General features: G+C 55.4%; 25 protein-coding genes. 22 read left to right on the top strand and 3 right to left on the bottom strand.

Annotated features, from left to right (window positions below):
* Positions 1 to 189: 189 nt before the first annotated feature.
* The 9 genes from D5085_04165 to D5085_04125 all read left to right on the top strand — a co-directional run bounded on the left by D5085_04165 (position 190) and on the right by D5085_04125 (position 7754).
* The gene (locus D5085_04165) at positions 190 to 423 is read left to right on the top strand and encodes a hypothetical protein (protein ID QEP45049.1); all 234 of its coding nucleotides are present in this window, start codon (positions 190 to 192) and stop codon (positions 421 to 423) included.
* A complete protein-coding gene (locus D5085_04160) occupies positions 408 to 1529 on the top strand; it encodes a formylglycine-generating enzyme family protein (protein QEP42402.1) in 1122 nt (373 codons plus the stop codon). Before D5085_04165 ends, D5085_04160 begins: the two co-directional genes overlap by 16 nt.
* Before the next feature lie 309 nt (positions 1530 to 1838).
* Positions 1839 to 3434, top strand: a complete 1596-nt coding sequence (locus tag D5085_04155) for an ATP-binding protein (GenBank protein QEP42401.1) — start codon at positions 1839 to 1841, stop codon at positions 3432 to 3434.
* Positions 3435 to 3507: 73 nt separating this feature from the next.
* Positions 3508 to 3732 carry a hypothetical protein gene (locus D5085_04150; GenBank protein QEP42400.1) on the top strand — a complete coding sequence of 75 codons (225 nt, stop codon included), beginning with the start codon at positions 3508 to 3510 and terminating at the stop codon, positions 3730 to 3732.
* 30 nt (positions 3733 to 3762) lie between these two features.
* Positions 3763 to 5364 carry an ATP-binding protein gene (locus tag D5085_04145; protein ID QEP42399.1) on the top strand — a complete coding sequence of 534 codons (1602 nt, stop codon included), beginning with the start codon at positions 3763 to 3765 and terminating at the stop codon, positions 5362 to 5364.
* A gap of 584 nt (positions 5365 to 5948) precedes the next feature.
* Complete coding sequence (locus D5085_04140; protein QEP45048.1) at positions 5949 to 6050, top strand: hypothetical protein; 102 nt, start codon at positions 5949 to 5951, stop codon at positions 6048 to 6050.
* Between the two features lie 196 nt (positions 6051 to 6246).
* A complete protein-coding gene (locus tag D5085_04135) occupies positions 6247 to 6750 on the top strand; it encodes a hypothetical protein (protein QEP42398.1) in 504 nt (167 codons plus the stop codon).
* A gap of 176 nt (positions 6751 to 6926) precedes the next feature.
* Positions 6927 to 7118: a hypothetical protein gene (locus D5085_04130; GenBank protein QEP42397.1), complete on the top strand. Its 192-nt coding sequence runs from the start codon at positions 6927 to 6929 to the stop codon at positions 7116 to 7118.
* 123 nt (positions 7119 to 7241) lie between these two features.
* Entirely contained in the window at positions 7242 to 7754 is a 513-nt protein-coding gene (locus D5085_04125) for a tetratricopeptide repeat protein (GenBank protein ID QEP42396.1), read from the top strand.
* 147 nt (positions 7755 to 7901) lie between these two features.
* Here D5085_04125 and D5085_04120 read toward each other — a convergent pair whose 3' ends face one another.
* A complete protein-coding gene (locus D5085_04120) occupies positions 7902 to 9020 on the bottom strand; it encodes a hypothetical protein (protein QEP42395.1) in 1119 nt (372 codons plus the stop codon).
* Between the two features lie 20 nt (positions 9021 to 9040).
* Positions 9041 to 11260, bottom strand: a complete 2220-nt coding sequence (locus tag D5085_04115) for a hypothetical protein (protein ID QEP42394.1) — start codon at positions 11258 to 11260, stop codon at positions 9041 to 9043.
* A 67-nt stretch (positions 11261 to 11327) separates the two neighbouring features.
* Here D5085_04115 and D5085_04110 point away from each other — a divergent pair, with 67 nt between their 5' ends.
* The 6 genes from D5085_04110 (at position 11328) to D5085_04085 (ending at position 17425) form a co-directional block, all read left to right on the top strand.
* On the top strand, positions 11328 to 12227 hold the full coding sequence (locus tag D5085_04110; protein QEP42393.1) for a formylglycine-generating enzyme family protein: 900 nt from the start codon (positions 11328 to 11330) through the stop codon (positions 12225 to 12227).
* A gap of 245 nt (positions 12228 to 12472) precedes the next feature.
* Complete coding sequence (locus tag D5085_04105) at positions 12473 to 14224, top strand: hypothetical protein (protein QEP42392.1); 1752 nt, start codon at positions 12473 to 12475, stop codon at positions 14222 to 14224.
* 269 nt (positions 14225 to 14493) lie between these two features.
* Complete coding sequence (locus D5085_04100; protein ID QEP42391.1) at positions 14494 to 15603, top strand: DUF1566 domain-containing protein; 1110 nt, start codon at positions 14494 to 14496, stop codon at positions 15601 to 15603.
* A gap of 27 nt (positions 15604 to 15630) precedes the next feature.
* Positions 15631 to 15894: a type II toxin-antitoxin system Phd/YefM family antitoxin gene (locus tag D5085_04095; protein ID QEP42390.1), complete on the top strand. Its 264-nt coding sequence runs from the start codon at positions 15631 to 15633 to the stop codon at positions 15892 to 15894.
* Positions 15881 to 16219 carry a type II toxin-antitoxin system RelE/ParE family toxin gene (locus tag D5085_04090; protein ID QEP42389.1) on the top strand — a complete coding sequence of 113 codons (339 nt, stop codon included), beginning with the start codon at positions 15881 to 15883 and terminating at the stop codon, positions 16217 to 16219. Before D5085_04095 ends, D5085_04090 begins: the two co-directional genes overlap by 14 nt.
* A 24-nt stretch (positions 16220 to 16243) precedes the next feature.
* Complete coding sequence (locus D5085_04085; protein ID QEP42388.1) at positions 16244 to 17425, top strand: PEGA domain-containing protein; 1182 nt, start codon at positions 16244 to 16246, stop codon at positions 17423 to 17425.
* Positions 17426 to 17578: 153 nt separating this feature from the next.
* On the opposite strand, the gene D5085_04080 is transcribed toward D5085_04085, so the two are convergent.
* Entirely contained in the window at positions 17579 to 18823 is a 1245-nt protein-coding gene (locus tag D5085_04080; GenBank protein QEP42387.1) for a hypothetical protein, read from the bottom strand.
* 234 nt (positions 18824 to 19057) lie between these two features.
* Here D5085_04080 and D5085_04075 point away from each other — a divergent pair, with 234 nt between their 5' ends.
* The 7 genes from D5085_04075 to avd all read left to right on the top strand — a co-directional run bounded on the left by D5085_04075 (position 19058) and on the right by avd (position 25877).
* On the top strand, positions 19058 to 19843 hold the full coding sequence (locus tag D5085_04075) for a DUF1566 domain-containing protein (GenBank protein QEP42386.1): 786 nt from the start codon (positions 19058 to 19060) through the stop codon (positions 19841 to 19843).
* A 42-nt stretch (positions 19844 to 19885) separates the two neighbouring features.
* The gene (locus D5085_04070; protein QEP42385.1) at positions 19886 to 21673 is read left to right on the top strand and encodes a hypothetical protein; all 1788 of its coding nucleotides are present in this window, start codon (positions 19886 to 19888) and stop codon (positions 21671 to 21673) included.
* A gap of 69 nt (positions 21674 to 21742) precedes the next feature.
* The gene (locus D5085_04065; GenBank protein ID QEP42384.1) at positions 21743 to 22714 is read left to right on the top strand and encodes a hypothetical protein; all 972 of its coding nucleotides are present in this window, start codon (positions 21743 to 21745) and stop codon (positions 22712 to 22714) included.
* A gap of 32 nt (positions 22715 to 22746) precedes the next feature.
* The gene (locus D5085_04060) at positions 22747 to 23187 is read left to right on the top strand and encodes a hypothetical protein (GenBank protein QEP42383.1); all 441 of its coding nucleotides are present in this window, start codon (positions 22747 to 22749) and stop codon (positions 23185 to 23187) included.
* Positions 23188 to 23233: 46 nt separating this feature from the next.
* Entirely contained in the window at positions 23234 to 24133 is a 900-nt protein-coding gene (locus D5085_04055; protein ID QEP42382.1) for a caspase family protein, read from the top strand.
* Positions 24134 to 24144: 11 nt separating this feature from the next.
* Positions 24145 to 25395 (top strand): hypothetical protein, encoded by a 1251-nt coding sequence (locus D5085_04050; GenBank protein ID QEP42381.1) that lies wholly within the window; start codon positions 24145 to 24147, stop codon positions 25393 to 25395.
* Between the two features lie 119 nt (positions 25396 to 25514).
* Entirely contained in the window at positions 25515 to 25877 is a 363-nt protein-coding gene (gene avd / locus D5085_04045) for a diversity-generating retroelement protein Avd (protein ID QEP42380.1), read from the top strand.
* Positions 25878 to 25880: the final 3 nt, after the last annotated feature.

Genomic DNA, 25880 nt, shown 5'->3' with positions numbered 1-25880 from the left:
CATGCTGGCCTCCACTCTACTAATAGAAAGAGCGACTCTCTATCTGATTCTGATACAATCGCCCTCCTAAAGTGACATTAACTGCGTTGCACTCAAGGAGCAAAAAACAGTTCTTGATTTTTTATTTATTTGTCATTAGAATTTTCCACCGTAGATAGGTTATCTACAAGCGCGAAAGTTTTGCGTGCCATGGTTAGAGTCGAAGTCGAATCGCAAGGTTGTTCTCTGTTCAGGATGAACATCGAGGCAATTTTTATGGCGCAAGCTGGGTTTCGATGGCTGAAACTGCCCATGTTGCCGGTGTTGACCGGCCATCCGGTTGGGACTGCTCAACCAGGACTCCAGTTGCTCGCCCGCAAGGGTGTTATCAACGGAGAGCGAATTACCAAAAACCGCCATGAGCAACTTTGCTTAGGTTTTTAGGAACAGCAATACTGCCCGAACCGGAGGCGTGGTGGCAGCGGGGGTGGGCATGGGCTCAACCCTATTGGCTATGGGGCGTGGGCACTCTTATTGGTTTAGGGCTCTGGTGGGGGTGGAGACCTGACAAAGCGCAGCAGCGCAAGGAGGCCGCAGAGAAAGCGACCGAGAGCGAACCCGAGCGTAAAGCCCGTGTAAGGTTGGCAGCAGAGCAGAAGGCGCAAGAGGTGAGCGGTCACTTTCCGCGCCAAGTGGACGCCTTGACGGGCAGCACCTTCATCCAGTTACCGGGTAATAGCGATTTTAAGATGGGCAGCCCGCTAAACGAGGCGGGTCGGAATGAAAATGAGGGCAAAGAGGGACCGCATCGGGTGGCGATTACCCCCTTCTGGATAGCCACGACAGCGGTAACGGTGGGCCAATTTCGTCGATTTGTAGAATCGACCGGCTATGGCAGCAGTGCTGAGGAGAATGCGGGCGGGAAGAAGGGGTGTTTTAGCCGTTCTGAGGGCGGAGGTGCGTGGGCGTATGTGGAAGGTCGCTGCTGGCAGAACCCGGGTTACCGGCAGCAAGAGAACCATCCGGTGACCTGTGTAAGTTACTTAGATGTGATGGCCTATCTGGAGTGGCTAAATCAACAAGCAGAAGGCAAGTCGTATCGGTTACCGACTGAGGCGGAGTGGGAGTATGCTTGTCGGGGCAATACCACCACGGCGCGATTTTGGGGCGATAACCCCGATGAGGCGTGTGATTACGCCAATGTGGCGTGCCAAAATCGCCAAGATGGCGTTAGGTGGCAGACATACCACAACTGTGACACAGGGTTTAACCTTGGCACCTCTCCGGTCGGTCACTTTGCCCCCAATCCGTTTGGCCTTTACGATATGCTGGGTAATGTGTGGGAGTGGACCTGCTCTGGCTATGATGACAAATACCAAAACAACCTGGAAATATCATGCAAGAACCGTGCCGATTCCGGCCTCCGCGCTGGCCGTGGCGGTTCGTGGGACAACATTCCTGCCAGGGTGCGCGCCGCCTCTCGTGACGGGTCCAATCCCGACACCCGTGGCGACAGCCTCGGCTTTCGGCTTGTCCTCCCCCCCAGGTAGTGTTTCCTTTACCCTTTATGCTTTTACCTTTATGGGGGGGGCCCGCTTGCGGGGGCGCTAGCCCGGGGTTCAGGGGCGGCAGCCCCTGATCGCGATATTTTTTGAGCTTTTTTGGAGAACTGAACGGATGTGACGCAGAGGCTTCCATCGCCCCTCGCCCGTTTGCGGGAGAGGGGATGGGGGAGAGGGCTGTTTTGATTGAGGCAAAGCACCACCGCCCGACCTCATCGCCTAACGGGGGCTCCTAAGCGAACGCATAATGGGTTCCGAACCGCCGATTTTAGGCGCAAAACCGAGAGGATGAGAGGAATGGAGAAGTTTTTTAACACCGCAGGGCCACAGAAGGCGGAGATGAACTACACCCTGTCGCCGTTAGCTCGGATCAATTGGCCGGAGTTGTGCTATCTCATCGACAGCCAACGCTACTTTCTGCTCCACGCCCCGCGCCAGACGGGGAAGACCACCACCCTGCTGGCCATCGTCGAACAGTTGAACGCCGAGGGGCGTTATACCGCGCTCTATGTCAACATCGAAGCGGCGCAGACGGCACGAAACCAGGTGGCGATTGGCCATTACACCATCGCTCATGCCATTGCCCGAACGGTACGCCTCACACTGCGCGACGATTCACTGCTGCACTGGCTGGAGGCGCAAACCCATCACGAGGAGAACCATGGGCTGATTCTGAATCTACTGGAGCAGTGGAGTCTGCACCACCCGAAGCCGATTGTGCTGCTACTCGATGAGGTCGATGCCCTCATTGGCGATACGCTGGTCTCCCTGCTGCGGCAACTGCGCACCGGTTATACTCAGCGCCCGCACGCCTTTCCCCACTCGCTGCTGCTCTGCGGCGTGCGCGACCTCAAAGATTACCGCATCCACCAGAGTAGCGGCGACATCATCACCGGCGGCAGCGCCTTTAATATCAAAGCCAAATCGCTGACGATGGGCAACTTTACCGAAGCCGAGTGCCGCCAACTCTATCAGCAGCATACTGATGCCACCGATCAGCCCTTTGATGAAGCCATCTACCCCGAACTGTGGCTTGATACGGCGGGGCAGCCGTGGCTGGTGAATGCGCTGGGTCATGAACTGACTTGGGAGGAGAAATGCCTGCGCGACCGCACGCAGCCGATTACGCTGGCGCACTATCAGGCCGCCCGTGAACGGCTGATTCAATCTCGCGCCACCCACCTCGACCAGTTAGCCCACAAGCTGCAAGAGGAGCGGGTGCGGCGAGTGATTGCCCCCTTACTGGCAGGGGTGGATGAGTTAGAGCAGCCGGTTCCACTGGATGACCGCCAATATTGCGAAGATTTGGGTTTAGTGGTGTCGCGCCCCTCGCTGCGCATTAGCAATCGCATCTATCGCGAAGTGATTCCGCGTGAGCTGACCTGGATCACCCAGACCACCATCGCCAATCAGGAGCAGGTGTGGTACCTCCACCCCGACCGGCGACTGAATATGGTCAAACTCCTCAAAGCCTTCCAACACTTCTTCCGTGAGAACGCCGAGGGCTGGATTGAGCGCTTTGACTACAAAGAGGCGGGGCCGCAACTGCTGATGCAGGCCTTTTTGCAGCGAATTATTAACGGCGGCGGGCGGATTCAGCGCGAATATGCCTTAGGCCGTAAGCGCACCGACCTCACTATCGAGTGGCCGCTGGATGAGGCACAGGGCTTCTTTGGGCCGGTGCAGCGAATAGTGGTCGAGCTAAAACTGCAACGGGGCGAGTTAGAAGAGCTCATTACCAACGGTATCACCCAGACCCTCGACTATGCTGACGGCTGTGGCGCCGAGGAGTCGCATCTGGTCATCTTTAACCGTGACCCCAATACGAGCTGGGAGAAGAAACTCTGGTATCGTCAGGCGGCGGAGGGATTGCCCCATCTGTGGGGGTGTTGAGACGACCGGAGACCATTCTGCTATATTTCCCAGAATTAACCACAAACTACTGACCCTAAAATGAGCCTAATCCATGCCGAGCAAAAATGAGTGCAGTCAGATAGTCTGGCATCGTTTGCAACAACGCCGCGAGGGAATACTGGGTGGCTGGTATCTGAAAGAGTATCTGGGCAGTGGGGCATCGGGCTGCGTGTTTCGGATAGAGAAACAGCTTGAGGGGGTGAAGGCAGTGAGTTCGGCGTTAAAGGTGATTCCATCTTCCCCCTTTGGAAAAGGGGGATTGAGGGGGATTTCATGATTTCCCCGCTTAACCCGACAGAGAATTTCTATGAGCTTAACTGAAAAATTTTTTAACACCGCCGGGCCGCAGATTTTGGCCGACCACTACACGCTTGACCCGATGCAGCGCATTGATTGGGGCGAGTTGCAGACGCTGATTGACCACAAACGCTACTTTCTGCTCCATGCGCCCCGCCAAACCGGCAAGACCACCACCCTGCTGGCGATGGTCGAGGCGCTCAATGCGGAAGGGAAATACACCTCGCTCTATGTCAACATCGAAGCGGTGCAGACGGCACGCAACGAGGTGGATGTGGGCATGGCAACGCTCTGTGAGCTGATGATTCAGCAAGCGAGTGACACTCTGCACCACGACTGGCTAGCGGCATGGCACAAAGCGGAAAATCGCACTCACTCGCCGCATGGACAACTGCAGGCACTCCTGAACCACTGGAGCCGGCATAGTGATAAACCGATAGTGCTACTGCTCGATGAGGTCGATGCCCTCATTGGCGATACGCTAGTCTCCCTGCTGCGCCAACTGCGCACCGGTTATACCCAACGCCCGCACGCCTTTCCCCACTCGGTGTTGCTCTGCGGCGTGCGCGACTTAAAAGATTACCGCATCCACCAGAGCAGTGGCGACATCATCACCGGCGGCAGCGTCTTTAATATCAAAGCCGAATCCCTAACGATGGGCAACTTTAACGAAGTCGAATGCCGTCAGCTCTATCAGCAGCACACTGAGGCGACCGGCCAGCCCTTTGAAGAGGGCATTTTTGCCGAGTTGTGGCTCGATACCGCCGGACAGCCGTGGCTTGTCAATGCGCTCGGCCACGAACTGACTTGGAAGGAGAGCGCACTCCGCGACCGCAGCCAAACCATTACCTTGCAACACTATCAGGCCGCCCGTGAGCGGCTGATTCAATCCCGCGCCACCCACCTCGACCAGTTGTCAGACAAACTGTGTGAACCGCGCGTGCATGGGGTGATAGCACCGATTGTGGCGGGCGAAGGGGATAGCATCCAGCAAGCCGCCGATGACCTGCAATATTGCGAAGATTTAGGGCTGATTCGGCGCCACCCGATGGTCCATATCAGCAACCGCATCTACCAAGAGGTGATTCCACGCGAGCTGTCGATTGTGATGCAGCAGAACATCACCCACCAACAGCAGCAGTGGTACCTCACCGCCGAGCGGCGGCTCGACATGGTCAAACTCCTCAAAGCCTTCCAACACTTCTTCCGCGAGAACGCCGAAAGCTGGATAGAGCGCTTTGACTACAAAGAGGCGGGGCCGCAACTGCTAATGCAGGCCTTTTTGCAGCGGATTATTAACGGCGGCGGGCGGATTCAGCGCGAATATGCCTTAGGCCGTAAGCGCACCGACCTCACTATCGAGTGGTCGCTGGATGAGGCGCAGGGCTTCTTTGGGCCGGTGCAGCGGATAGTGGTCGAGCTAAAACTGCAACGGGGCGATTTAGAAGAGCTCATTGCCAAAGGTATCACCCAGACCCTCGACTATGCCGACGGCTGTGGTGCCGAGGAGTCGCATCTGCTTATCTTCAACCGCGACCCGAAAGTGAGCTGGGAGGAGAAGCTCTGGTACTGCCCCGCACGGGAGAGCCAGCCCCATGTGTGGGGGTGTTAATGCCGCTACGCCGGCTGTCGATACTTAACCTAATCGGCCTTAGTGGTTGGCTAGCGTTTGAACCCCATATTACGCTGGGCTACTTCGTTAACCGACACTCGGCGCGTAGGGCAGTAACCCTTCCATGCCATACTGCCTCGCTTCTGCAAGAGCTGTAGCCTGGAGAAGAGTGAATTTGACCAAGGGCGTTTTCTGTACGCTATGGCGGTCACCGTTCGGCCTTTGCAGCAGAGTCCAACACAAACCTCCTCTGCGCCGGTCGCAACACAGCAGGAGTTGGTGGTCGATTTAAGCCGCCCCGATTGGGGCCAAACGCCTGAAACAACGCGGTATAGATGAGCAGACGCTAACTTCACTGCAAAAGAGTCTCGTACCGGATTTGAGGGCTATCACCCAGAGTAACGCTAGCGAAGAGCGTCGTCGTCAGCAGACCTCCATTAACCATCAGAACCAACTGGCTCTACTGTAGTCTGAAATCACGCTTCTACAGCGCCAATTAGAACAGCGACGCAAAGACTTGCGCGCGATAATGGGCAAGGCTTGGCCTAAAATGTGAAGCACAAGAGCGCGAACCGGAGCAGTGTATTGATGCCGCACTGACTGGCCTTTACGATATGCTGGGTAATGTGTCGGAGTGGATCGGGTCAAAATGGTCAAACCCGTATGATGTTGCGCACGGCGCATGACATCACGCCTCTAATCGAATACGATAGCCGAATACGCACCAGCGTTGTGTAGGTCGGATTAGCGCAACGAAACCCGACAAAAACAGGTGGAACATGGTTAACCAGAGGAGTGAGACGCTATGGCACTGGAGGCTGGTGATTTAGCCAGATTAGTCAACTGATTGAACAGGCGCTGCAACAGCGGCTTGGTGAGCCGGTGTTGAGCAATGTTCGCTATGAGTTAGAGATTCGCGAGCGGGTGGTGCGCGTTGAGGAGGAGCTACGCCATCAACGCGAGCTGATGCAACACGGCTTTGCGATGATGGAGCGGCGTTTTGACGAAAACCAAAAGCAGATGGATAAGCGCTTTGGGCAGATGGTCGAAGAGAGTCATCGCCGCTCTGCTGAGGTGGAGAAGCGCTTTGAACAGGTCGATAAGCGACTGGAGCTGATGGCAGAGGAGAGTAATCGCCGTTTTACCGAGATGGAGAAGCGCTTTGAGCAGGTCGATAAGCGACTGGAGCTGATGGCAGAGGAGAGTAACCGCCGTTTTACCGAGATGGATAAACGCTTTGAAGAGGTGCAAAAGAGTATGGATAAACGCTTTGATACGGTTGATAAGCGCTTTTTAGAGCTGACACGACGCATTGATCGCTTTATGTTTTGGTCGCTAGGGCTGATGATGGCGGCAATGTTTGTGGTCTATCGCCTGACTCTGTAGGCGGTTGGCGGCGTAGGTCGGGTTGATATGGATTCCCACGCCGGAGCGCTCACCTAAGTCTGCTGTTGCGACTTCGTCATACGCCCAACTGTTCATCGCTATTCTCCAAAGTTGTTCGTTATCCTAAAGTATAGTCTCTGGATGAGTTGTGTATAAACGGTGAGCACTGGGTTGCGATGGAGAGCGTTAAACTCTATCGGGTGGCTAAGGGCGGGCATGAGCCCATGATCGCGCTCGATGCAGGAGGGTGGGTATTGGTCTATACTTACAGTGGAAAGTTGGTGACTTTTTACCAGAAAGAGGATGGAATTGAGTATGTTACAAAGCGATATTTGCGGTTAAAGTGGACGGTAAGTGAGGTGGAATGAGATGACAACATTAGAGCAGAAAGTGACCGGTTATTGTCACACTATCGAAAATTTTTACCCGAATGAAGAGAACTCAATTGATGCGGCGGTTGAGGGGAAAAACGGGGGGGCGCGGATTGAAACATGAGCAACAGCGACTACCTGACCGTTTTGAATATCCTTATCGCGTTTATCGGCGTCGGCTTTGCTGCGCTGGCGGTCTGGGAGTGGTGGTCGCTTCGCTCAACCCGTGCCGAATTTGAGCAGATAAAAGCACAAATCAGACGCGACAACCATCTGTCGCAAAAGGCACAGCAGCGCATCATAGCCAGCTATCAGTTAACCGACATCGATGCCAAAATAGCTTTGCTATTAAGCGCAGTCGAAATCGCCCCGGCCTCATTTAATGGCTATAACGCATTGGGTTATGCCTATCTCGAAAAGGGCGACATGGCCGCAGCGGAAGATGCGTTCCATGAGGCAATCACCCATCAACCACAAGACAAAGAGGGCTATTTCGATCTGGCCAGCCTCCATCTGGCAGAAAAGCGCATCCATTTGGTTAAAAAATACCTATCGAAAGCCATCGACATCGACCCCTCATCAAAGCAGGATATTGAAAATAACCCGCAGCTAAAGGCGGTAATGAACAAATAGGTCAGTTATCTCAATAGGGAAATGGCTACGCCACATCTGCCGGTGCGTGAATATCCAGACGAACATCTGGGGTCTGCTGCACCAGGGCTAACTGTAGCGCCGTCGGCAGGCGCTTAAAATCGATTAACCCCATCGACTCATTTAGGGTTAACGGCCGATCCGCTGCGATAGGGCGCTCCAGTGGCACCCCTGTAGCAGCGCCGGTAGTTCGCCGAGCAGAAAGCTCTGCGGCTGCTGCCCGACCTCACTAGAGAGCGCACTAAAACGGCTCAAATCACGCGGTTGGTGGCAGATCAGCGCTAGGTGAACGACGCGGGTTTCGCTCTGACCTGCGGGGAGTTCGGTTATCAACCCCTCATACCGTTTTGGATCGGGGTAGCGCAGCGAGAGGGCGGCGGTGGTCACCGGCTGATTGGCGAGATTAAGCACCGTCGCACCGCTGCCGAAGATCTGGATCAGGCTCAGATAGCCGCTAATAGCCGGCTGAAGCACTACCTGAAATAGCTGCTCTGGCGGGTAGTTGGTTAACTGCGGCTCTAAGCGTAACCCTAGCTGCGGCGAGAGCTGTGTTGGCGGCAGCAGCAGGGCGACCTCCCGCTGCCGCACCCCGACATGCTGATCGGCTGCGTGGAGGCGGTAGCCGTTGCCGTCGTGGCTCAGTGTGAGGGGGGCGTTTGGGCGATATGAACCATAACCATAGTGGCGCTGTAGTTGCTGTTGTAGCGGGGAGGCGCTGAATAGCTCTTGAACGCTGTGCTCGGGTGGGGCGGCGGCGGCGGTTAGCAGCGGCTCTAATCGCTGCCATAGCGGGCGATTGTCGTAGGCAAGAGCGACATAGAAGCGCTGGTTAATCGCCTCGCTGCGCAGCGTCTGTAGTTCGCTAAATTGGGCGCGACTGAGCTCTTCAACCGCTGAGCGGGCAGTAACAACCACTTCGCCTTGGTGCTGCTGGCGCTCGATGGTGATCTGGCTGGTCACTTGACTCTGAATGGTGCGGCTAAGATCGGCTCGCGCCGCCTGTTTCGCCTCGGCCAATGTGTCGCCCTCGCCATAACCGATCCACGCCCCCACCTGCACAAGCTGCTGGCCGCTATACCAGAGCGGAGCGGGGAGGCGGGGGGCTGAGGGCGGTGGTGTGAGGGGGCTGGTCGATGTGGCCGCTGTGACAGGGCGCTCAGAGACTGTTTGACAGCCGCCTAGTAGCAGTGTGATCAGCGCTGCGTGAAAAAGCGCGTGCGCGGTCACTCGGCTATAGCGTCGTTTCATGGGGGTGGCCTGTTTAGCGATTAGCGATTCGATGATTGCAGCGATAGCTGCCGGTTACCGGTTAGCACCGGGGTCTGTCGGTTTAGGCCGCCTAAATCGCGGCTTTTGCGATCAACGGCGGCGGTGACCTGAAGCGCCAGATCGCCGACCGAGGCGGGTCGATTCATCAACTCCTTCATCAGATAGTAGCTAAAGAGGCGGTGGCCGCTCTCCGGTAGCGCGTTGGAGAACTGTTTATCGGTGCCGGCGGTTAACACCGCCATCTTAGCGCCCTCACCGAGCGTGAGGCGGCGCGGTTGCAGACGGGTGGCGGCTCTGGTGCCGCCAAAGATGCTTTTACCATCGGTGGTGCCGGTAAAACAGGAGTCCATAAAGACCACCACCTGTGCGGCGGCGGAGCTTTGTAGCCGCTGATAGAGGTTATCGGCACGATAGAAGGGATCATCGGCGACAAAGTCGGGGATCTTATCGGCGGGGAGCAGATAGGGGGTATTGCCCTCCTCAGCGACCGGCAGGCCGTGGCCGGAGTAGTAGAAGAGGATGCGATCGCCCGCTTCGACTTTGCTTAACATCAGCTTGAGTTGATCTTGAATCTGACCGCTGCTCGCCCGATCATCGAGCAGCACCACCTGCCGCGATGGGTGGATGCCGAGGCTCTTCGCGGCTACCTGCGCAAACAGCTCCGCCGAGCGGCGCGAGTAGAGGATGTTATCGGTATTTTGATACCGCTCAATGCCGATGACAAATAGCCACTGCCGCTTATCGATCGGCGCGGCGCTAATCTGCGCTAACCGCTGTGGAATATCGTCGTTAAAGGCCTGCTGCTCCTGCTGTAGATAGGCCTCAAACTGTACATCTTTGATATTGGGGTTTTGCAGTTGTAGCTGCGCTAACGCCTGCTCATCGAAGCGCACTAGCGGCTGCTCTGCCTGTGCTAACTGTTCGGGGGTGGAGCGGTTTTGCAACACCACCTCTAGCGGTTTGGCGGTGGTAAATAGCTCGCTGCTGCCGAGGCGGGCGCTCAGGGTGTGCTGCGCTTGGGCAACGGTGACGGCGGCGAGGGTTAGGCGCTGTGCCGCATCGCGCTCAAACGCCACTTGTGGTATCAGGCTGCCGGCTTGGAGTTGGCGATAGAACTGCTCGGCACCCCTACCGGCGGCGATCGGAAAGATCACCTCCTGACGCTCTTCAAGGTGGCTAAAACCGAGCGAGGCGAACATTAGCCCCTTTTCGGCATCATATTTGGGTTGGCCATCGACCTCTAACGCCTGCAGCCACGGTGCGCCATAGACGGTGGCGACCGCCTTGGCGATAAAGTGCGGCTGCTGTTTGGCGATGCGCTGCTCAATGTCGGCGCTAATGGCGGCGAGGCGCTGCTGATAATCGTCATTGCGTTGGGTAATCTGCTGCTGCAGTTGCGCGAGTTCGCGGCTCGTTTTCTCGACCTGACGGTTACGCTGCTCGACGCGCTGGCGGTAGTCGGCGAGTAGTTTGGCGGTCTGCTGCTCGCGTCGCTGCCGCGCCTGCTCCATGCGCTGCTGAAACATCGCGACACTCTCAAATGGGCTCTTAGCAAAGGTCTCAACCGGCGGCAGTGTCGGTTCGGCAATGGTAGCAATCGGCTGGCTGAGTGCCGCTAGTTGCTGGCGGGTTGTATCGCTCCACTGCTGAAACTCGCGTTGCAGCTTAGTGTGCTGTGGATCGGCAGCGCGTAGCTGCTGCTCGGCCTGATAGCTCTGCAGCAGTGCTAGTTTGACCACAAGCTGCTGCGCCTGTTCGGGGCTGAGCGGCGTGGTCGAGGGGGCGGCGTTTGCCGTACCGCTAAGGGTGAGCGCCCCCTGCTGCTGTTGCTGTATTGAGGCTGGTCGCTGTAGGGCAAATACCGCCTGCACCATATCGACTGTATCGAAGCTGCGGTCGTTTACGGTTACCTTCTGTGACGGATCGCCCCCTAACTGCAGCGCCTGCTTGAGCAGCGCAGGGGAGGCGGTAGCGGCAAGCTGCATCAACGGGGTAAAGCCGCTGGCATCGGGGCGGTTGAGATCGGCACGAAACTGCGGCAGCAGACGGGCAAGAGTCGCCTCGTCGCTGCCGTTGAGCAGGGCATCACTCAGTGATGTTGGGGCGTTTTGAATGACCGGTTTAACCGACTTAACCCCCTCTCCGCCGCAGCTACTAAGCAATATAGCGGCGGCAACAACTGCTAGCGTTCTGATTTGACGCATGATAGCGCTCCTCATCTCGGTTGCGATGGTTCATTGAGGTTCAATTATGCCATAAGCAGGTCAGAGTAGGTATAATCGGCGGATGATCAGTAAGTCGAGGAGCGGTGTGGTGAGAGAGAGACGATGGATAGGGATGAGTGTGGGAATTGCGTGGCTATTTAGTGTGGTGGCGTGGGCAGATGAGGGTGCGGCAGATGCGCTGTTGCAACGCAATGTCAGCCAGCTCAAGGCGTTTTTGGCGGAGCAGGAGCGGGAGCGGGAGCTGGAGCGGGAGCGGGAGCTAGTTGGCGAGATGGTATTGATTAAAGGCGGTTGCTATGACATGGGCAGCCCTAGCAACGAATCGGGTCGTCAAAGTAATGAAACCCAGCATCGCGTCTGTGTGGAGGATTTCTGGATGGGGCAGTACGAAGTGACGCAGGGGCAGTGGCAGAGGGTGATGGGCAGCAACCCATCCCGCTTTCAAAAGGGCGACAACTATCCGGTTGAGAGTGTGAGCTGGAATGAGGCGCTCGATTTTATCGACAAGCTCAATCGCCAAAGCGGCAAAAACTATCGCCTGCCGACCGAAGCGGAGTGGGAGTATGCGGCACGGGGGGGGAGGAAAACCGCCTATTGGTGGGGAAACACCATTAGTCACGAGAACGCGAATTACGGTAGTGACGAGTGCTGCTCAGGTAAGGCAGAGGGAAGAGACCAATGGGTTAACACGGCACCGGTCGGCAGTTTCAAGCCAAACCCCTATGGCCTTTACGATACGGCTGGCAATGTCTGGGAGTGGACCTGTTCAGGTTATGATAGCCACTACAAAAACAACACAGAAACATCATGCAAAAATCGTGCCGATACCGGCCTCCGCGCTGACCGTGGCGGTTCGTGGGGCAACGAACCTGCCTGGGTGCGCGCCGCCAATCGTTTCGGGAACAATCGCGACTACCGTAGCGGCAGCCTCGGCTTTCGGCTTGTCCTCCCCCCCAGGTAGCATTTCCTTTATGCTCTATGCTCTTACCTTTATGGGGGGGCCCGCTTGCGGGGGCGCTAGCCCGGGGTTCAGGGGCGGCAGCCCCTGATCGCGATTTTCAGAAATCCCCCCAGTCCCCCTTTTTCAAAGGGGGGAGTTCTCGTTACCACGCTCCGGCGCTGCAGGCCGGCGTCAACCGGTGCAAATAACTTCCATGAACCACGGCAGCCCACCACAACCCCAGCGTTAACAACCAAGGAGTCGCCATGACCACCCAAGCTAAACCCCACTATCGCATCCCCTACGGCGTAGCCGACTATATCAAACTACGCCAAGGGGGCGAATTTTACCTCGATAAAACCCACTATCTACCCAAACTCGAAGAGGCGGGGCGGTTTCTCTTTCTCATCCGCCCCCGGCGCATGGGTAAAAGCCTGCTGCAGTCGATGATGGAGTGCTACTACGACCTAAAGCGTGCCGAGCAGTGGGAGGCGCTATTTAGCGACACCTGGATTTATGCCAATCCAACCGATGAGAAGCACCGCTATATGGTGCTGCGCTTTGACTTCTCCCGAGTTTCAGGCCGTTCGGTAGCGGCATTAGAGGCGGCTTTTGATAACTACTGTCGCCGTCAGATTCAGGTATTTATAGCACACTACCAAGCGCAGCTTCCCGACTCGATTAGCGACGATCTGCTAAATCAGCCCTCCATTCAGGCGGTGATAGGTCGTCTGATGGATGTGATTGCTGAGCAGGGACTACCACCACTCTACCTCTTTATCGACGAATACGACAACTTCGCCAACACCCTGCTCGCCAGCGAAGGGCGCGAGGCCTATCAGCAGCTCACCCACGGTCGCGGCTTTCTGCGCGACTTCTTTGCCGAACTGAAAGGGGCGAGCGGGGCGACCGGCGGGGCGCTGTCGCGGCTCTTTATTACCGGTGTCTCACCGGTTACCCTCGATGATGTCACCAGTGGTTTTAATATCGGTGCCAACATCTCGCTCGACCATGATTTTAACGCTATGCTTGGCTTTAATGAGCGCGAACTCGAACAGCTTTTTAGCGTGTTTGGACAAAGCTATTCGGCTCACCGTGAGGTGATGAATCTGTGGTACAACCACTACCGTTTTAGCCGTCAGGTTGAAGAGACGATTACCAATAGCGACATGGCGCTCTACTACCTTAAATCGCTGCATCGACTGAATCAGCCGCCGGACGAACTTATCGATCAAAACATTCGCACCGACTACGGCAAACTGCGCCATTTAATCCAGCTCGACCGCAAACTCAACGGCAGCTTTGAGCGATTACACCAAATTATCAACCAGGGCGGCATCGCCAGCAGCGTCAAGAGCAGCTTTCCGGCTGAACTGCTGGCCAATACCGACAACTTCATCTCACTGCTCTACTACTTTGGCCTGCTCACCTTCTCGACCGAAACCGAGCGCGGTGAACCAAAGCTGGTTATCCCCAACCAGACCGTCAAACAGCTCATCTACAGCTATATTCGTGAGGCGGTCGATGATGTTGGCCTATTTCGTCCCGATATCTTCACCATCGGCGAAAAGCTCAAAGCCTTTGCCTGGGATGGCGAGTGGCAGCCCTTCTTTAGCCATCTGACCGAACAGCTACAGAAATATAGCGGTATGCGCGACTATCTGCATGGCGAAAAGATGATTCAGGGCTTTCTGCTCGCTTGGCTCAACCTCAATCCGTGGTTCTATGCCCTCAGCGAGCAAGAGCTAGGTGGCGGCTTTGTTGACCTCTACCTTTCGCCCTTCTACGCCAAATACCCCGAGATGGCGCACGCCTGGCTTATCGAGCTGAAATACCTTAAACGAGACAACGACACAGCAGACGCGAGAGCCAAACTGATTACCGAAGCCACCACCCAACTCAACCGCTATCGCAACGACAGCCGCGTCTTAGAACGCGCCGGCCACGCCCGGATACACGCACTGGTACTCATCTGGAGCGGTTGGGAGCTGGTACAGACCGAAGAGATTGGCGTGTAACCCGATGGAGCAATTAACAGCAAAGAATCCCCGTCGACCACTCAAACATGGCGACTATACCCAGAACGCCCTCCGGTTTCGCCATGAGCTGGCGCAACTGACCCACGCCGCCAGAGCGCTACTGCGCGAAGTGGCGTAGTCTGAATCTATAGAATCCTGACTTACAAAATACAACAGCCTCGCATTAACAAGCGAATAGATTTTGCGGTTGCTGAATCAATCGGGTAAAGTTGGCGGATAACCCCTACCCGAACCTGAGAGCCCAGCCCATGAAAACCTTGCTAACCCTTCTCTGCCTCTTGTTGACCACCCTCTCGCTGTCGGCGCAGACCGAGAACCGCACCGCACTGGTGCTGGGCAACAGCGCCTATCAATCCTCGCCGCTGAAGAATCCGGTCAATGATGCGCGGGCGATTAAGAAGGCGCTACAGCAGAGCGGCTTTAAGGTGATCTACCAGGAGAATGGCAGCCGCACCGAGATGTTTAACAAAATCCGCGATTTCGGTAACGAATTAAGGCAGCGCAAAGGGGTGGGCGTGGTCTTCTATGCCGGACACGGTATGCAGGTGAATGGCGAGAACTACCTGATACCGGTCAATGCCAACATCAATGCCGAAGACGAAATCGAGATACAGGCGCTACCGCTGCAATCGGTGCTGAACAAACTCAACAGTGCCGGCAACAAGCTCAACATGGTCTATCTGGACGCCTGCCGCGACAACCCCTTTGCGCGCTCCTTTCGCTCCAGCAGTCGGGGCTTGGCGCGAGTCTCGGCACCGACCGGCACCAAAATCTACTACGCCACCAAACCGGGCGAGGTCGCCCATGATGGCAAAGGGGCGAATGGCATCTTCACCAGCCATCTGATGAAGGCACTCACCACGCCGGGACTAAACCAGAATGAGGTGTTTCAGCAGACCGCAGCCGCAGTGATGGCCGAGACCAAAGAGCAGCAGGTGCCGTGGGAGGAGGGGTTAATTACCGGCACATTCTATTTTATTGATGCACCCATACAGGTCGCTGGCGGCACCAGCCAAATCATTCCGCCGCCACAACCGGCTGCCCTGACCGGCACGCTGGCCGTTACCAGCTCCCCTAATGGCGGCGCCACCATCCGTCTTGATGGGGCTTCAGTCGGTGCGACCCCCGTCACCCTGCCTAACCTGCCAGCCAACAAGGGTGAATCGGGCAAAGATTACCAGCGCCCGACCATCCATCCGCAGGCCTTTCCTGATACGCCTGACGATTGGTTTTGGTCTTCTTCGCCGAACGCCTACTATAGTGACTTTTCGTGGGTCGTGGGCTTCGACGATGGTGGCGCCAATGTTTACTATCGTGACCATGCAGGCAGTGTGCGGTTGGTTCGCGCCGGACAGTGATTTTGATTTTTCAACAGGAGCAAATTTGTGAATCAACTCTATAGTGAACAGGCGATTAGCCTGAGTGAATTTCAGCAAAGTCCGGTATCGATTCTGCAAGAGGCGGGAGAGCGCCCTGTGGTGGTTTTCGATCACGATCATCCGGCTTTTTATCTCATCTCGCCACGATTTTACGAGGCGTTAGTAGAGGAGTTGGTGGAAACGGTGGTGGAAGCAGAGCTGCGGGATACGCTTTTGCAACGCCTGCAAAGCCGTGATCAGGCGGTGGAGGTCGATATTGATACCGTCTGATACGGCAGATAGTTCTGCCAAAGTACCGTACCGATTGCTGTTTGTACCAGAAGCTTTGGTTGAGTGGCAAAAACTGGATGGCAGTGTGAAAGAGCCTCTGCGAAAACTTCTGAAAAAGCGCTTGCAGCAACCTAAACTGCCCGGTGCCGAACTACACGGCGATTTACGCGGTTGCTACAAAATCAAATTGAAAAAGCAGGGTTATCGGCTGGTCTATACCGTGGATGATGGTATTTTGGTTGTGTTGGTGCTGGCTGTCGATAAACGCGAAGGAATGATCGTCTATCGAGCGGCGGTAGATCGATTGCTGGCCAAGTTGACTTAACCGATTTTGAATAATGTTGCCAATATGAAACGACTATTTGCCCTGCCGGGATTGATTATTTTGGTTTTGCTAAATGGCTGCCTTGGATCGCGGATTGAGCTGCCAGTTTCTGCTAACCATTCCGAAACAACAACTTTTAATCGTCTGGTTTCGGCGCAGACCGAGAACCGCACCGCACTGGTAATGGGCAACAGCGCCTATCAATCCTCGCCGCTGAAGAATCCGGTCAATGATGCGCGGGCGATTAAGAAGGCGCTACAACAGAGCGGCTTTAAGGTGATCTACCAGGAGAATGGCAGCCGCACCGAGATGTTTAACAAAATCCGCGATTTCGGTAACGAATTAAGGCAGCGCAAAGGGGTGGGCGTGGTCTTCTATGCCGGACACGGTATGCAGGTGAATGGCGAGAACTACCTGATACCGGTCAATGCCAACATCAATGCCGAAGACGAAATCGAGATACAGGCGCTACCGCTGCAATCGGTGCTGAACAAACTCAACAGTGCCGGCAACAAGCTCAACATGGTCTATCTGGACGCCTGCCGCGACAACCCCTTTGCGCGCTCCTTTCGCTCCAGCAGTCGGGGCTTGGCGCGAGTCTCGGCACCGACCGGCACCAAAATCTACTACGCCACCAAACCGGGCGAGGTCGCCCATGATGGCAAAGGGGCGAATGGCATCTTCACCAGCCATCTGATGAAGGCACTCACCACGCCGGGACTGAACCAGAATGAGGTGTTTCAACAGACCGCAACCGCAGTGATGGCCGAGACCAAAGAGCAGCAGGTGCCGTGGGAGGAGGGGTTAATTACCGGCACATTCTATTTTACTGATGCACCCATACAGGTCGCTGGCGGCACCAGCCAAATCATTCCGCCGCCACAACCGACTGCCCTGACCGGCACGCTGGTCATCACCAGCTCCCCTAATGGCGCCACCATCCGTCTTGATGGTGCCTCAGTCGGCGCGACCCCCGTCACCCTGCCTAACCTGCCAGCCAACAAAGCCTACCAGCTCAGTGCTGAAAAATCAGGTTACAAAACCGAAGAGGAGCGCATCTTCCTCACCGCCAGCAACCAGCCCAGAGTGGTCAACTTCGCCCTAGATGCACTCAACCAGCCCCCTGCCACCCACCCCTTCACCATTCAACCGACCCCTGCCAACGCAGCAATTCAGAGTCACCGCCAAACCAGCATCACTACATAGCCTTGCTTTCTTGGCGACAATACCCCCCCTCTTCTCAACATTTCCTTGTTGAAAAGTCAACTATTTCAAATTGTACAGCGGTGTTGAGTGAGCTTGTCTCCAGTGTGTAATGAGGGTTATCCCGAATTTCGGAGCGGGGATCTCCATCGTCTTTTAATTGATGAGTCGAATCTGGCAGGGGCGCCCGGTGAGTTGGGCTAATTTCGTTACCGACAGTTTTCGTTCAGTCATAACGGCAATCATCTTTCCCCAGATGCGCTTTAAGGTCATCTTCCCCTGCATAACACTTTGAAATGTCTTGCTAAATACCAGTAACTGATTGATGATGTGAGCTATTTGCAAGCACTGGTAGTAATTCTTGGTCGCCAGATAACTCACCCGTGAAAATTTGTGCTCTAATGCATATCCATGATTTTTTTGGGTATTAAAGCCTTCGTTCTCTATTTTCCAGCGTAAGCGTCCGGTACGGCTCAATTCCGGTGCCGTATTCCAGTTGATGGGATAGGAGCTAATGTGAACGAACCGATTTTCAATTATCTGCCCCTCTTTGTCGGTGGTTGTCTCTATGCATTCCAGCCAGTGTAGTTTCACGCCATGATAGTCAATATCGTTAATCCATGTATAGTTTTGCTCAATGACATTATCCTGTTGCCGTAGAATGATTTTTCGTTGATTGCCGGATGTTAACTGGCACAAGGATTTAACCTCTTCCCAAACAGATGGCAGATTGCCATCCTTGAAGGTGACTATCCAGCCCCAACCATACTCTGAGCAAATTTCGAAGAATCCCTGATAAGGATAGAGTCCATCGGCAACCAGACAGATGGGTAGACGCGGAAACGCCGATTTCAACTTTTTTGCTAGGCGTTTGAATGCCTTACGCTCACAATCCTGTTTGTCATAGTTGCCCTCTTCGGGGTTTTCCAGCCACTCTGTGGCAATGGAGATGGCGAAGCCGTTAGCGGTAATCAGTTTGGCCTCTAAAACCATGTTATGCCAGCTACTTTTACCGCTGCTGTAGTCTTTGTGCAGCGCCTGTTCATGGGGACACTCTGTAAAACTATGAATCCCGCTCGCATCCACCGCAATGACAAACCATTCACCAAACAGCCGTTGATTGTGGAATATCTTCTTTTTCAACAGCGCCCTAACCATGGATTGAGTCAGTTTTTGCAGTTGATCCTCCGTGAGTTGTCGCATGACATTATCGACGGTATCCATATGAGGTAGCGGCATTTTGAACAACCGCTGGTAGTTTTTGCGAAAGCGTTTCTCTTCGCGCAGATTATTCATTTCATTACGAGAACCGGCTTTAAAGAGAAACATGGCAATGCAGGCCGTAATAAGAGCCGCCAAATCATAATTAGTAGATGTCCGGCACTCATCCAGCTCTCTCATCTGCTCAAAGAGAGCAGGAAAGAAGTGTGTGATGGTCAGGTGGAGTTGATAGACGACATCTTTGCGCTGTAATTTACGTTTATTCCGATTCTTTTTTTAGACCGGACGGATTGGTTCGAAGCTGATTTTCGTGCAGTTGACATGCGGTTACCTCTCAAAATTGGAGATATATGGGCTATTTTTGCTGGAAAAAATAATTTTTTTGCCAATGTAAGTTTATGAAGTTAGTCGGTTATGGAGCTGCCCCTGAATTGCTGTGCCAACGCCACCGTCAAAATCCTGAACATCACCCCGCGCTATCAGACCGGCATGGAGCTCCCCGATGGCGACTACGATGTGCTGATACAGGCCGATGGCTACAACAACTGGCGGCAGACGATTACCCACCGGGGCAGAGCCACCTACCAGCGTGTTGAACTGCAACAGGATAACCGTGCAGAGGCGGCTCGACTTGCCCGCCAGAGAGCGGAGCAGGAACGATTAGCGCAACTCACACCACAACCGCCAACCCAACCGGTGCCCTCTGCACTCATCGACAACCGCTACCGCGACAACGGCGATGGCACCGTCACCGATGTGAAGACCAAGCTGATGTGGCAGCGCTGTAGTGTCGGCCAAACCTGGAGCGGCAGCGGTTGTAGCGGTAAGGCGAAAAAGTTTAAGTGGGAGAAGGCGAAAGCCCTCACCGACCGTTTTGCCGGCCACAATGACTGGCGTACCCCGACTATTCAGGAGTTAAACAGCCTGGTTTACTGCTCCAACGGTCAACCCGGTTACTATCCCTTTGTGGGGGTGAAAGATGAACAAGATGGCTGTGATGGTGAATCGGGCAAAGATTACCAGCGCCAGACCATCCATCCGCAGGCCTTTCCTGATACGCTTGCCACCCATTTTTGGTCTTCTTCGCCGAGCGCCAACGATAGTTACAATTCGTGGATCGTGGTCTTCAACTATGGTTACGCCGGTGTTGGCAGTCGTGACTTTGCGAACAGTGTGCGGTTGGTTCGCGCCGGACAGTGATTTTGATTTTTTTGATTCCTTCCCTCAAGCCCACTGCGGCAGATGGGCGTTACACGGAGCGCATTGATGACCACTAAATCCCACTACCGCATCCCCTATGGCGTGGCCGACTACATCAAGCTGCGCCAAGGGGGCGAATTTTACCTCGATAAAACTCACTATCTACCCAAACTCGAAGAGGCGGGGCGATTTCTCTTTCTCATCCGCCCGCGCCGCATGGGTAAAAGCCTGCTGCAGTCGATGATGGAGTGCTACTACGACCTCAACCGCGCCGAGCAGTGGGAGGCGCTGTTTAGTGATACCTGGATTTATGCCAATCCCACTGACGAGAAGCACCGCTATATGGTGCTGCGGCTCGACTTTTCGTTAGTACACGGTAGAACGGTGCAGGCACTGCAAGAGTCGTTTGAAAACTACTGCCGCACTGAGTTAGATGGCTTTTTGCAGTGGTATCAAGAGATTATCCCTGCTCACAGCCGTGAGCAGATTTTGCGCCATAGCTCCATGTCGGCAGCAATACGGCAGCTCATCATTGAAGCCAAACAGCAGCAACTCCCCTCCATCTATATTTTCATCGACGAGTACGACAACTTCGCCAATACCCTGCTCGCCAGCGAAGGGCGCGAGGCCTATCAGCAGCTCACCCACGGTCGCGGCTTTCTGCGCGACTTCTTTGCCGAACTGAAAGGGGCGAGCGGGGCGACCGGCGGGGCGCTGTCGCGGCTCTTTATTACCGGTGTCTCACCGGTTACCCTCGATGATGTCACCAGTGGTTTTAATATCGGTGCCAACATCTCGCTCGACCATGATTTTAACGCTATGCTTGGCTTTAATGAGCGCGAACTCGAACAGCTTTTTAGCGTGTTTGGACAAAGCTATTCGGCTCACCGTGAGGTGATGAATCTGTGGTACAACCACTACCGTTTTAGCCGTCAGGTTGAAGAGACGATTACCAATAGCGACATGGCGCTCTACTACCTTAAATCGCTGCATCGACTGAATCAGCCGCCGGACGAACTTATCGATCAAAACATTCGCACCGACTACGGCAAACTGCGCCATTTAATCCAGCTCGACCGCAAACTCAACGGCAGCTTTGAGCGATTACACCAAATTATCAACCAGGGCGGCATCGCCAGCAGCGTCAAGAGCAGCTTTCCGGCTGAACTGCTGGCCAATACCGACAACTTCATCTCACTGCTCTACTACTTTGGCCTGCTCACCTTCTCGACCGAAACCGAGCGCGGTGAACCAAAGCTGGTTATCCCCAACCAGACCGTCAAACAGCTCATCTACAGCTATATTCGTGAGGCGGTCGATGATGTTGGCCTATTTCGTCCCGATATCTTCACCATCGGCGAAAAGCTCAAAGCCTTTGCCTGGGATGGCGAGTGGCAGCCCTTCTTTAGCCATCTGACCGAACAGCTACAGAAATATAGCGGTATGCGCGACTATCTGCATGGCGAAAAGATGATTCAGGGCTTTCTGCTCGCTTGGCTCAACCTCAATCCGTGGTTCTATGCCCTCAGCGAGCAAGAGCTAGGTGGCGGCTTTGTCGATTTATACCTTTCGCCCTTTTATGCCAAATACCCCGAGATGGCGCACGCTTGGCTTATTGAACTCAAATATCTCAAGCGCGACAACGACAACCCCGCCGCCCGAGCTAAACTGATTAGCGAAGCAACGACCCAACTCAATCGCTATCGCAACGACACCCGCGTCTTAGAACGCGCCGGCCACGCCCAAATTCACGCACTGGTACTCATCTGGAGCGGTTGGGAGCTGGTACAGACCGAAGAGATAGACACCCCGGAAGAGCGCAGCGTATGAGCAGATAAGAGCGAACCTGCTACTGAGGCTTGCGCACACAAAAATGACAGCACCATTTATTATGGTGATATGATTCACCTATCGATTCACTTCCGCTCTAACGAGGTAGCTATGCCACACCCACGAACCCGCGTTATCTTACTGCTGCTAATGGCTCTAAGCGGCACCATTAGCTCGCTACAGGCCGCCACCACCACCACGGCCATTAATCTGCAACCCGCAGCGCCGCCCCCTCCTCCCGGTAGCGATGAGCTACTTGGCCAAATCCCCAAAGGTCAGCCAGCGGGGCGCTACGACATCGCCGTGCTGATCGCCAATCAGCACTACCGTGACGGCGTTCCGTCTGTCGCCTATGCCCATCGCGATTTAGCAGCGATGCGCGCCTACCTCACCACCACCATGGGCTATGCCGCTGAGAATATCCTTATCGAAAAGGATGCCACGCTCGGCGTTTTCAAAACCCTGTTTGACAGTAACGGTAAACTGAAGCGCTTCATCCGCCCCGGCGAGAGTCGGGTCTTCATCTACTATGTGGGTCACGGCGCACCCCATCCGGAACAGGGCGATGGCTACTTTGTTCCCAGCGATGCCGACCCCGACTTTATTGACAAATCGGGCTACTCGCTGCAACAGTTCTACGCCAATCTGCGCCAGATGCCCGCCAAAGAGATGATCGTGGTTCTCGACACCTGCTTCTCCGGCACCACAGCATCGGGTCTGCTGGTGAAAAATGTCAGTCCGGGCATGCTCAACATTCGCGAAACTGCCAGCACCTTGCAACAGGGGGTGGTACTCACCAGCGCCACAGGCAATCAGCTCAGTAGCTGGTATCCCGAAAAGCAGCACAGCCTCTATACCTACTACTTTCTCAAAGGGCTACAGGGCGAGGCCGATCAAAACCACGACCGCACCATCACCGCCGGCGAGATGCAGAGCTATCTCGCCACCGAAGTGAGCTACTGGGCCGGACGACTTAGTGGCCGCAGTCAACAACCCAAACAGGAGGGCAACCGCAACACCGTGTTGGCCCGCCTGAAGTAATGAACCTATTCACACCACCGGAGAATACCGCCATGCCACGATACCCCCTTGCCCTGCTCTGCTTGCTCCTTACCGCACCACTACTCGCCGAACCCCTCTGGGTCAGCGAACCCAACTACAACAGCGCACTTAATGGCGCCTCAAGCTGCATCAGCCAAACACAGGCGCCCACACCGGCGCTGGCCGAACAGATGGCCGCCACCTACGCCCGCCGCGAACTGATGCAATCGCTAGAGACAACCCTGAACGCCTCCTTTGAACAGATGGTCACCGCCACCGGCAAAGTGGCCAGCGCCGAAGTTAAGCGGGCAGTAAAAGACCATATCCACATCCAGACTCAGGGGGTACTGCGCGGCAGTCGCATTGCCGAAAAGTGGTACGACAGCCGCAATCAGCAGGTGTGTGTCTGGGTGGTGATAGAGCAAAACCGCTATCAGGCGCTCAACACCCTGCCAACCAACCTCAATCTGTAATAAGGGGTATCCCATGCCATTACGATTCGCACTACTCACCGCATAGCTGCTGCTTGCCGGTCTCACCGAAGCCGCCACCCTCCAAGCCGACCTCAACTTAACCCCTGCCCAAAAGGGCACTACCGCATCGCCACCCACCCCCTCTGCCGATGACCTACTCAGCCAGATTCCGCGTGGTGAACAGGCCGGGCGCTACGACATCGCCGTACTGGTCGCCAACCAGCACTACACCCGCCCCGGCGTCCCCAATGTTGACTATGCCCATCGCGATTTAGCAGCGATGCGCGCCTACCTCACCCAAACCATGGGGTTTCGTGAAGAGAACCTCATCATCGAAAAAGATGCCACCTCGGGCGTATTTAGCACCCTGTTTAACCCTGATGGCAAAGTGAGCGGCTATATTCGCAACAATCAGAGCCGCCTGTTTATCTACTATGTTGGTCACGGCTCACCCGACCCGAAGACCGGTGATGGCTACTTTGTGCCGGTTGATGCCGACCCCGACTACATCGACCAAGCCGGCTACTCGCTCAACCGCTTCTACGCCAACCTTAAACGCCTGCCGGTGAAAGAGATGATCGTGGTGCTCGACTCCTGCTTTTCGGGGCGGGTGAAGGATGGCCTGATACTGCAAAACAAAAGTCCGGGACAGCTTACAATCAACGAAACCCCCAGCCCGCTCAAAAATGCCAGCGTCATGACCAGCGCCAGCGGCGACCAGTTAAGCAACTGGTACCCTGAAAAGCAGCACAGCCTCTACACCTACTACTTCCTCAAGGGGCTACAGGGTGAAGCCGATCAAAACCGCGACCGCACCATCACGGCAGGCGAGATGCAGAGCTATCTGAGCGAAGAGGTCGGCTACTGGTCGAAACGCCTCGGTGGCACGCAACAGCCCAAACACGAAGGGCGCGCCGATACGGTACTCGCCAAACTCAACAACTAAGCGGAGCCAGTATGAACCACCTAACCCTTCTGCTACTGCTGCTGCCGTTCACCCTCCACGCCGGCGCCCGCGTTGACCAAAAGAGCCTCAGCTACGACCAACGGGGCGGGCAGATTGTCTTCCACTACACCCTAAGCGGCGACGCCGGCGAGCGCCACACCCTGCGCTTTGGCGCGGCTCTGAATGGCCAACCACTTAACCCGCGCAGCCTGATTGGCAACACCCAAAACATATTAGTGGGCGAACCGCAAATTCTGGTCTGGAGCGTCACCCAGGACTACCCGCAGGGGCTATCGGGGCGTTTTACCTTTACGCTACAGAGCGACTGGGAGCAGAGCCACCACTACCCCTTCACCATTCAAACCGAACCGGCCAATGCTCGGGTACGCATTATGAATATCACCGAACCCTATCGCCCGGGCATGGAGCTACCCGATGGCGACTACTATGTTGAGGTGAGTGCCGAAGGCCGCGACAAGTGGCTGGAGTGGGTCAAGCATGGCGGGCAGACAACGGTAAAGGAGGTTGCGCTTAGCGGGGGGAATGAGCCCTTCACCGACCCGACCACTGGCATGACATTTGTTTATATCAAAGGTGGCCGCTATCGGATGGGCAGTCCGACCGATGAAACGGGTCGCGACGGTGACGAGAGCCAACACTGGGTCACGGTTGGGGATTTCTGGATAGCGACAACCGAAGTGACCAATCAGCAGTACCGCCTCTTCAAACGCGACCACGATAGCCAAGAGTATGAAGGCCATAGCCTCAATGGTGACAAGCAGCCGGTGGTCTATGTTAGCTGGGAAGAGGCGACTGATTATGCGGCATGGTTAAGCCAAAAGAGCGGCAAGAGCTACCGCCTACCGACCGAAGCGGAGTGGGAGTATGCGGCACGAGGGGGGACAACGACCGCCTACTGGTGGGGAGATGGCGTAGGTCGCAACAATGCCAATTGCGATGGCTGTGGCAGCCAATGGGACAACAAATCAACCGCACCCGTAGTTAGTTTCAAACCCAACCCCTACGGCCTCTACGACACGGCTGGTAATGTCTGGGAGTGGACCTGTTCAGGTTATGATAGCAACTACAAAAACAACACGGAAACATCATGCAAGAATCGTGCCGATTCCGGCAACCGCGCTTTCCGTGGCGGTTCGTGGGGCTACGTTCCTGCCGGGGTGCGCGCCGCCAGTCGTGGCTGGAGCGATCCCGGCCTCCGTGGCGACAGCCACGGCTTTCGGCTTGTCCTCCCCCCCAGGTAGTGTTTCCTTTATGCTCTATGCTCTATGCTCTTACCTTTATGGGGGGGCCCGCTTGCGGGGGCGCTAGCCCGGGGTTCAGGGGCGGCAGCCCCTGATCGCGATTTTTTCAGGTTGAATGCATGAGACAGAAAATGGCCGTCAGCACCCCTGCAGCGGTTGAACTGTGCCACGACCTGTTAAAGTGGATTATTCCACATTTGGGCAAATTCCCCCGCAACCAGCGTTTTACCTTGGCTGAGCGCATCGAATCGGGTCTGCTCGATGTGCTGGAGCATCTGGTTGAGGCTGCCTACAGCAACCGCCCGGCAACGCCGTTGGGCAAAGCCAACTTGCGTTTGCAACGGGTAAAGCACCTGTGGCGTTTAAGTGTTGAGTTAAACATCACCGGCCAACAGCAATATGCCTATGCTGCCGAACTGATGGAGCAGTTGGGGCGACAAATTGGCGGATGGTACCAAAGCAGTGCGAAAACGGCTAAGTAATCT

Source organism: Ectothiorhodospiraceae bacterium BW-2, assembly GCA_008375315.1.
In the GTDB taxonomy this organism is placed as follows: domain Bacteria; phylum Pseudomonadota; class Gammaproteobacteria; order Thiohalomonadales; family Thiohalomonadaceae; genus BW-2.
Note: the sequence above shows the minus strand (reverse complement) of the source record. Positions and strands in the feature narration are given on the sequence as shown.

Excerpts from the sequence above, each read along its gene's own strand:
- D5085_04165 (QEP45049.1), top strand. The coding sequence starts at position 190 with ATGGTTAGAGTCGAAGTCGAATCGCAAGGTTGTTCTCTGTTCAGGATG.
- D5085_04155 (QEP42401.1), top strand. The coding sequence starts at position 1,839 with ATGGAGAAGTTTTTTAACACCGCAGGGCCACAGAAGGCGGAGATGAAC.
- D5085_04150 (QEP42400.1), top strand. The coding sequence starts at position 3,508 with ATGCCGAGCAAAAATGAGTGCAGTCAGATAGTCTGGCATCGTTTGCAA.
- D5085_04145 (QEP42399.1), top strand. The coding sequence starts at position 3,763 with ATGAGCTTAACTGAAAAATTTTTTAACACCGCCGGGCCGCAGATTTTG.
- D5085_04130 (QEP42397.1), top strand. The coding sequence starts at position 6,927 with ATGGAGAGCGTTAAACTCTATCGGGTGGCTAAGGGCGGGCATGAGCCC.
- D5085_04125 (QEP42396.1), top strand. The coding sequence starts at position 7,242 with ATGAGCAACAGCGACTACCTGACCGTTTTGAATATCCTTATCGCGTTT.
- D5085_04120 (QEP42395.1), bottom strand. The coding sequence starts at position 9,020 with ATGAAACGACGCTATAGCCGAGTGACCGCGCACGCGCTTTTTCACGCA.
- D5085_04115 (QEP42394.1), bottom strand. The coding sequence starts at position 11,260 with ATGAGGAGCGCTATCATGCGTCAAATCAGAACGCTAGCAGTTGTTGCC.
- D5085_04110 (QEP42393.1), top strand. The coding sequence starts at position 11,328 with ATGATCAGTAAGTCGAGGAGCGGTGTGGTGAGAGAGAGACGATGGATA.
- D5085_04105 (QEP42392.1), top strand. The coding sequence starts at position 12,473 with ATGACCACCCAAGCTAAACCCCACTATCGCATCCCCTACGGCGTAGCC.
- D5085_04100 (QEP42391.1), top strand. The coding sequence starts at position 14,494 with ATGAAAACCTTGCTAACCCTTCTCTGCCTCTTGTTGACCACCCTCTCG.
- D5085_04085 (QEP42388.1), top strand. The coding sequence starts at position 16,244 with ATGAAACGACTATTTGCCCTGCCGGGATTGATTATTTTGGTTTTGCTA.
- D5085_04080 (QEP42387.1), bottom strand. The coding sequence starts at position 18,823 with ATGAGAGAGCTGGATGAGTGCCGGACATCTACTAATTATGATTTGGCG.
- D5085_04075 (QEP42386.1), top strand. The coding sequence starts at position 19,058 with ATGGAGCTGCCCCTGAATTGCTGTGCCAACGCCACCGTCAAAATCCTG.
- D5085_04070 (QEP42385.1), top strand. The coding sequence starts at position 19,886 with ATGGGCGTTACACGGAGCGCATTGATGACCACTAAATCCCACTACCGC.
- D5085_04065 (QEP42384.1), top strand. The coding sequence starts at position 21,743 with ATGATTCACCTATCGATTCACTTCCGCTCTAACGAGGTAGCTATGCCA.
- D5085_04060 (QEP42383.1), top strand. The coding sequence starts at position 22,747 with ATGCCACGATACCCCCTTGCCCTGCTCTGCTTGCTCCTTACCGCACCA.
- D5085_04050 (QEP42381.1), top strand. The coding sequence starts at position 24,145 with ATGAACCACCTAACCCTTCTGCTACTGCTGCTGCCGTTCACCCTCCAC.
- avd (QEP42380.1), top strand. The coding sequence starts at position 25,515 with ATGAGACAGAAAATGGCCGTCAGCACCCCTGCAGCGGTTGAACTGTGC.